General features: G+C 43.9%; 3 protein-coding genes. All 3 read left to right on the forward strand.

All coding sequences use genetic code 11. The features are described from left to right. Positions 1-68 precede the first annotated feature (68 nt). The 3 genes from pepN (at position 69) to AB6D07_RS08340 (ending at position 8,185) form a co-directional block, all read left to right on the forward strand. Positions 69-2,675, forward strand: a complete 2,607-nt coding sequence (gene pepN, locus AB6D07_RS08330) for an aminopeptidase N (RefSeq protein ID WP_017104319.1) — start codon at positions 69-71, stop codon at positions 2,673-2,675. Between the two features lie 221 nt (positions 2,676-2,896). Then, the gene (locus AB6D07_RS08335) at positions 2,897-3,115 is read left to right on the forward strand and encodes a DUF2835 domain-containing protein (RefSeq protein ID WP_004733645.1); all 219 of its coding nucleotides are present in this window, start codon (positions 2,897-2,899) and stop codon (positions 3,113-3,115) included. 228 nt (positions 3,116-3,343) lie between these two features. Next, entirely contained in the window at positions 3,344-8,185 is a 4,842-nt protein-coding gene (locus tag AB6D07_RS08340) for an NAD-glutamate dehydrogenase (protein WP_017104320.1), read from the forward strand. The last annotated feature ends 97 nt before the right edge of the window (positions 8,186-8,282 follow it).

Genomic DNA, 8,282 nt, shown 5'->3' on the forward strand with positions numbered 1-8,282 from the left:
TTGGCGCTCAACCTTTAGATATATACAGTTAAAATACAATTACGTATAACGATCAAAAGGAACCCGTCATGGCACATACACCTCAAGCCAAGTATCGTAAAGATTATCAATCACCATCTCACACTATTTCTCAAATCGATCTTACTTTCGATTTGTACGATTCAGCGTCCATCATTACGGCGGTGTCTAGTGTTAAGCAAGAGAAAGATAGTTCGACCTTAGTACTTGATGGTGAAGGTTTGACGTTGGTTTCTGTTTTAGTTGAGGGTCAAGAGTGGACGCAATTCGAGCAATCTGAAACTCAACTGACACTGAGCGGACTACCGAAAGATTTCACACTCACGATCGTGACGGAAGTAAATCCTGAAGGGAATAGTGCACTTGAAGGTTTGTATAAGTCGGGTGGCGCATTCTGTACTCAGTGTGAAGCTGAAGGTTTCCGTCGTATTACTTACTACATGGACCGCCCTGATGTATTGGCAAAATTCACCACAACGGTAATCGCAGACAAAGCAGAAAATCCATTCTTACTTAGTAATGGTAACCGTATAGATGAAGGTGATGCTGAAAATGGTCGTCACTGGGTTAAGTGGCAAGACCCACATCCAAAACCTGCTTACTTGTTTGCTCTTGTTGCCGGTGACTTTGATGTACTTCGTGACGCTTACACCACACAATCAGGCCGCAAAGTTGACCTAGAAATCTTTGTCGACAAAGGCAATTTGGACCGTGCGAACCACGCGATGGTTTCTTTAATTAACTCAATGAAGTGGGACGAAGAGCGTTTCAATCTTGAGTATGACTTAGACATCTACATGATCGTAGCTGTTGATTTCTTCAACATGGGCGCGATGGAAAACAAAGGTCTGAACGTATTTAACTCTAAGTTTGTTTTAGCGAACGACCAAACAGCAACCGACACCGACTACCTAGGCATCGAAGCGGTAATCGGTCATGAATATTTCCATAACTGGACCGGTAACCGAGTGACATGTCGCGATTGGTTCCAACTAAGCTTAAAAGAAGGCTTAACCGTATTCCGTGACCAAGAGTTCTCATCTGATCTTGGTTCTCGCGCAGTAAACCGAATCAACAATGTTCGTATTATTCGCGGGCCACAATTCGCTGAAGATGCAAGTCCAATGTCTCACCCAATTCGCCCTGAAAAAGTGATAGAAATGAACAACTTCTACACATTGACTGTATACGAAAAGGGCAGCGAAGTGATCCGAATGATCCACACATTGTTGGGTGAGGAAGGTTTCCAAAAAGGCATGAAGCTTTACTTTGAACGTCACGATGGTACCGCTGCAACTTGCGAAGATTTCGTTGCTGCAATGGAAGATGCGTCGGGCGTTGACCTGTCTCAGTTCCGTTTATGGTACAGCCAATCTGGTACGCCGACGCTTTCTGTTGAAAGTCACTACGACGCAGACAAAAAAGAGTACACGTTAACAACTCGCCAAGTAACGGCTCCAACTCATGAGCAAACGGAAAAGCAAGCTCTGCATATTCCTCTAGACATCGAGCTATACACCGCGTCGGGTGAAGTGATTGGGTTACAATGTAACGGTCAGCCAGTTCACAATGTACTTGATGTGAAAGAAGCGGAACAAACGTTTGTGTTTGAAAACGTTTCAGAGCAACCGATCCCATCGCTACTTCGTGAATTCTCTGCGCCAGTGAAATTGGAATACGATTACTCAGATGAAGAGCTGATCTTCCTGATGGTGAATGCTCGCAATGAGTTCTCTCGTTGGGATGCGGGACAAATGCTATTGGCTAAGTACATCCGCAGTAACGTTGAGAAGGTTCAACAAGGTCAAGAGTTTGAACTTTCAGCTTCTGTTGTTGATGCATTCCGTGGCGTACTGCTTAGTGATTCTTTAGAGCCAGCGTTTATTGCAGAGATGCTTTCTCTACCAAGTCATAATGAAGTGTCTGGTTGGTATGAGCGTGTCGATATCGATGCGGTTGCATCTGTATTGAAAGCGATGAAAGTGACGCTAGCGAAAGAGCTCGAAGATGAACTTGCTGCGGTTTACCACAGTCACGCACTAACAGAATACACGATTGACCATGATTCAATTGGTAAGCGAACTCTGCGTAAAGTTTGTCTAAGTTACTTGGCTCATACTGAAAAGGGTAATGACTTGGTTGTCGCTATGTACCAGCAAGCAAACAACATGACAGATACAATGGCAGCAATGGGCGCGGCGAACAGTGCTCAACTCCCATGTCGTGAAACTTTAATGGCGGATTACAGCGACAAGTGGAAACACGATGGTCTTGTCATGGACAAGTGGTTTGCTCTTCAAGGAACGAACCCAAGTTCAAACGCACTTGAAGTGATCAAGGCGTCTATGTCACACCAAGCGTTTAGTTTGAAAAACCCGAACCGCACTCGTAACTTGGTTGGTTCGTTCTTAAACATGAACCCGGTTCAATTCAATGACAAGTCAGGACAAGGTTATGCGTTTGCTGGCGAGATCCTACGTGAGCTGAACAGCAGCAACCCGCAAGTGGCTTCGCGCTTGATTGACCCGCTACTTAAGTTCCGTAAGTACGATGATGAACGCCAAGCTCTAATCAAAAAAGAACTTGAGACGCTGAAGAACATGGACAACCTTGCAAAAGACTTATTCGAGAAAGTGGCAAAAGCACTAGAGGCTTAAGTCAGCCGCTTATTCAGGTAACTGATTTATCATAAGAGGTTTTGCTAATAAACAGTTTACTAGTAACGAAAAGTCATCAGTGGTAGAGAATATCTGCCACTGATTTTTTGTTTCTGGTTTATCGAATTTTCGATAAGCTAGAGCAGTTTCAAGCTCAGTTTCACTTTCAGACATCGTTAAGTGCCAAAAACACCGGCACTGTATGTTTATACAGGTATCGTATGAATCGCTATATTTTCCAACTTAACATCTCATATCAGCAGTTTTTGGCTAGCTACTCGGGTGCCGCAAGTAAAGTTCAAGTGATAACAACAACAGGGTTACGCTTACAGCTACCTGCAACTCGCTTCAGACCATTTCTTACACAAATAGGGGTTAGAGGGCAGTTTAGGTTAACAACTGACCAAAAAAATAAGTTTATTAAGTTGGAAGCTCTGTAAAGCTTGGCGTGCCTAGTGAGTTAAAGGGAATCTTAATCACATAATCAAACATTTCACCTCTTACCACCTCTAAAATAATTAACTATTTATCAATAATGCTTTTACAATAAATGAATGCATTACCTTTGCTTAACTCGTTAGTAGAACTGGCCTTGAAGGCTTGATTCAAACGCTAGCTTAAGTAAGCCCCCTAATAATAAAATAAAATTCTAATTGTGGAGTGTGACTATGACCGCACGTGAAACTGTGGTTCCAGTTTTACTTGAAAAAGTTTACAAACTGATTCAAGACAAACTTGACCTTGCTCATCGACCTCTCGTAACTCAACTTGCTCAACACTTGTTTAGTAATGTTTCTCACGACGATCTAACTCAGAGAAACGAATCCGATTTATACGGTGCTGTAGTTAGCTTATGGCATCACATCAATGAAAAGAAAGCTGACCAAATCTCTGTTCGTGTTTTTAACCCGACAGTAAGTCGTCAAGGTTGGCAATCTACTCACACTATCGTAGAGATAGTCGTACCAGATAGCCCATTCCTTGTAGACTCTGTAAAAATGGCGCTGACTCGCCTAGACCTTTCTTCTCACCTTATGCTTCATAATCCAACTCAAATCTCTCGCTCTGATAAGGGCAGTGTTGTCGGCGTGAGCAATAACGAAGGTGCATTCCAATCGCTTTTCCATATCGAAGTAGACCGTCTTAGCAGCAAAGCTGAAATGACAGCGCTCAAAACGGAACTACTGGATATCTTTACCGATACTGGTTTAGTCGTGAACGATTGGCTGAAGATGGTTGAAAAACTTGAGGAAGTAACCAATCAAGTTGAAAAGCAAAAAGAAAGCATTCCTGTAGACGGTCAACGTTTTGATGAGACGTTGGCGTTTCTTCGTTGGTTAGGCGAGCACAACTTTACGTTTATGGGTTACAAGGAATATGACCTTGTTTCTGTAAATGGCGACACAGAACTACAACCGACCAAGGAGCAAGGCCTTGGTTTGTTTGCGAATTCAGATCGTGTGCGTAACGTTAAGCTGTCTGAGTTTTCTGACTCGGCACGCTTAGAAGCGAAAAAACCGTATGTACTTATCGTAACCAAGGGCAACACGGCTTCACGCATTCACCGCCCAGCTTACAATGATTACATTGGTATTAAGAAGTTCGATAAGAACGGTAAGGTCATTGGTGAACACCGCTTTACTGGTCTTTACACCTCTGCCGTTTATAACCAAACCGTTGAAACGATTCCTCTTGTTCGCGAGAAAGTAGAGCGTATCTTAGACGCGAGTGGTTACCGTGAAGGTTCATACTCTTACAAAGCTCTGCACAACATTCTAGAAAACTACCCGCGAGATGAACTGCTTCAAGCTCGTGAAGAAGAATTGCTAGAAGTCGGTACTGGCGTAGTTCAAATGCAAGATCGCGATCTTCTGCGTTTGTTTGTTCGCAAAGACCCGTTTGGCCGTTTCTTTAGCTGCATGGTTTACGTTACCAAAGATCGTTACAACACCGAGCTTCGTCGTCAAACCCAACGCATCTTGAAGCAGTATTTCGGTTGCGAAGAAGAGGTCGAATTCACGACATACTTCTCTGAAAGCCCACTGGCAAGAACGCACTATATTGTTCGTGTTGATAACAACAACATGGATGTGGACGTGAAAACAATTGAGCAAAATTTAATGGAAGTATCGTCTACGTGGGATGACCGCCTGTCTGAATCAATCGTTGCTAACTTCGGTGAGAGCAAAGGTCTTCCGTTATCGAAAGAGTACATGCGTGCATTCCCACGTTCGTACAAAGAAGACATGATGCCTGGTTCTGCGGTTGCAGATATCGAGCGTCTAGAAGCACTAAGTGAAGACAACAAACTGGGCATGCTTTTCTACCGCCCTCAAGAAGAGGCAGCAGACTCTAAAGCTGTTCGTTTGAAGCTGTTCTACCATAGTGATGAGCCTATTCACCTGTCTGATGTTATGCCAATGCTTGAAAATTTTGGCCTGCGCGTTATTGGTGAATCACCTTATGAAGTACGCAAGACCAATGGGGTGACTTATTGGATCCTTGATTTCTCGATGCTGCATAAGAGTGACAAGACGATTGATCTTCGTGAAGCGCGCGATCTATTCCAACAAGCCTTTGCTGCTATTTGGGAAGGTGAATTAGACAGCGATGGTTTTAACCGCTTGGTATTGGGTGCTGCTCTTTCTGGGCGTGAAATCTCAATCTTACGTGCGTATGCGCGTTACATGCGCCAAGTGGGTTTCCCATTTAGCCAACAATACATTGAAGACACATTGTCTCATTACCCAGATCTAGCGAAAGGGTTAGTGAGCTTATTCGGCAAGCGTTTTGATCCTAAATTAAAGGGTAGCGCGAAAGGCCAACAAGATCTTATTAAGAAGATCACTGAACAGTTGGATCATGTAGAAAGCTTGGATGATGATCGTATCATTCGTCGTTACATGGAAATGATCACAGCAACGCTTCGCACTAACTACTATCAGTTAGACGACAACAAACAGTCTAAACCTTGGTTGGCTCTGAAAATGAGACCAAGCGAGATCCCAGATATCCCAGCGCCGGTTCCTGCGTTTGAGATCTTCGTTTACGCACCAGACATTGAAGGTGTGCATCTACGTGGCGGTAAAGTCGCTCGTGGTGGTTTACGTTGGTCAGACCGTCAAGAGGATTTCCGTACTGAGATTCTAGGCCTAGTTAAAGCACAGCAAGTTAAGAACACAGTAATTGTACCTGTTGGTGCAAAAGGTGGTTTCGTTTGTAAGCGTCAACACACTATGTCTGGCCGTGATGAAATTTTCGCTGAAGGTCAACGTTGTTACAAGCGCTTCATCCGTGCATTACTAGACGTATCAGACAACATCATTGAAGGTGAGGTTATTCCACCTAAGAGTGTTGTTCGTCACGATGAAGATGATCCGTATTTGGTTGTTGCCGCCGATAAAGGTACCGCAACGTTCTCAGATCTAGCAAACTCAGTATCTGCTGAATACAATTTCTGGCTAGGCGATGCATTTGCCTCTGGTGGCTCTAACGGTTATGACCATAAAGCCATGGGTATCACGGCGAAAGGTGGCTGGGAATCTGTCAAACGTCACTTCCGTGAAATGGGCATCAACTGTCAAACAACGGACTTTACCGCTATCGGTGTCGGTGATATGGCGGGCGATGTATTTGGTAACGGCATGCTGTTGTCTAAGCATATTCGTATGCAAGCTGCGTTTAACCACATGCATATTTTCATCGACCCGAATCCAGAATCAGCATCAAGCTGGGTAGAGCGTGAGCGCTTGTTTAATCTTCCTCGTTCAAGCTGGGAAGATTACAACAAAGACCTTATCTCTCAAGGTGGTGGCATCTTCTCTCGTCGAGCGAAGTCTATCTCTCTGACGCCTGAAATTCAGAAAATGCTAGGTACTAAGAAAGCATCAATGGCACCAAATGACTTGATCAAAGCGATCTTGTCTATGCAGGTTGATCTTCTTTGGAATGGCGGTATCGGTACATACGTTAAGTCTTCGAACGAGACTCATACTGACGTAGGTGACCGTGCAAATGACGTGCTTCGTATCGATGGCCGTGACCTGAAAGCTAAGGTTGTTGGTGAAGGCGGTAACTTGGGTATGACTCAATTGGGTCGTATTGAATATGCGCTGACGGGTGGCCGCGTTAATACTGACTTCGTTGATAACGTTGGTGGTGTTGACTGTTCGGATAATGAAGTAAACATTAAGATCTTCTTGAATGGTTTGGTGTCTAATGGTGATCTAACCGTTAAGCAACGTAACCAAGTGCTTGAATCAATGGAAGATGAAGTGGGCGAAATCGTACTAGACGACGCATATTGCCAAGCTGAGTCTATTTCGGTTACTGAGCATCAAGGTGTTGGCTTAGTAAAAGAGCAAATCCGCTTTATTCATACAATGGAAAAAGCAGGGTACTTGGATCGTGGTTTGGAATACATCCCAGATGACGAAACACTGCTTGAGCGTGAAAAGCAAGGCCAAGGTCTAACAAGACCAGAGCTTTCTGTACTTGTCGCTTACGGTAAAATGGTGCTTAAAGAAGATCTTGTTAGTGATGATATCGCTAATGATGAATTCCATGCTCAACAGCTTATGCAATACTTCCCAACCGCGTTACGTCGTAACTATTCTCAGCACATGGATAACCATCCACTACGTTCTGAAATCATCGCGACTGCGCTGGCTAACCAAATGGTTAACGAGATGGGTTGTAACTTCGTTACTCGTCTGCAAGAAGAGACGGGCGCAAATATCGTTGATATTGCCAATGCTTACGCAGCATCACGTGAAATCTACGGTCTTGGCCATGTTCTGAAGAGTATCCGTGAACTGGATAATGTTTCAAGTTCTGAAGCTCAATATGAATTGATCTACCATGTTCGCCGTACACTTCGTCGCTTGGCACGTTGGTTGTTAAGAAACCGTACTGGTAAACAGTCAGTGAAAGCATTGATTGAACTTTACCAAGGCGATGTTCTTACTATCACAGAGAAACTGGATGAAAACCTAGTGGCTTCTGAAGTAGAAGAGCATAACGCAATGGCACAGTTATGGATTGACCAAGGCGTAAACGCTGAATTGGCTAATTCGGTTGCGCGTTTGTCTAGCTTGTACTCGGCACTGGATATATCCACAGTGGCTCGTGAGACGGGTAAAACAGTACAACAAGCGTCGAAGCTTTACTTCAACCTTGGCGATCGTTTGTCTCTGCACTGGTTCTTGAAGCAAATCAATGGTCAAGCTGTAGATAACAACTGGCAAGCACTAGCGCGTGCAGCATTCAGAGAAGATCTGGATTGGCAGCAACGTCAGCTTACTGGCCAAGTGCTTAACTGCGGTTGTGCTTCAGACATCGATGTGATTAAAGCGCTTGATGATTGGATGGAAAGTAACTCTGTTTCTCTACATCGTTGGGAAAGTATCCTCAATGAATTCAAAGTAGGTTCGGTTCATGAGTTTGCCAAGTTCTCAGTAGCACTTCGTGAATTGATGTTATTGAATCTAAACTGCATGTCGACAGATTAGTGATTAGATAAAACGAAAGACATAAGGGCAGGCCATAAGGTCTAATGCCGTTCGGATAAGCATTATTGCTTGAACCTGAACGGATATTTGGCTGGGA

The sequence above is a fragment of the Vibrio sp. 10N.239.312.C11 genome, from assembly GCF_041466065.1.
Lineage (GTDB): Bacteria > Pseudomonadota > Gammaproteobacteria > Enterobacterales > Vibrionaceae > Vibrio > Vibrio tasmaniensis_A.

Excerpts from the sequence above, each read along its gene's own strand:
- pepN (WP_017104319.1), top strand. The coding sequence starts at position 69 with ATGGCACATACACCTCAAGCCAAGTATCGTAAAGATTATCAATCACCA.
- AB6D07_RS08335 (WP_004733645.1), top strand. The coding sequence starts at position 2,897 with ATGAATCGCTATATTTTCCAACTTAACATCTCATATCAGCAGTTTTTG.
- AB6D07_RS08340 (WP_017104320.1), top strand. The coding sequence starts at position 3,344 with ATGACCGCACGTGAAACTGTGGTTCCAGTTTTACTTGAAAAAGTTTAC.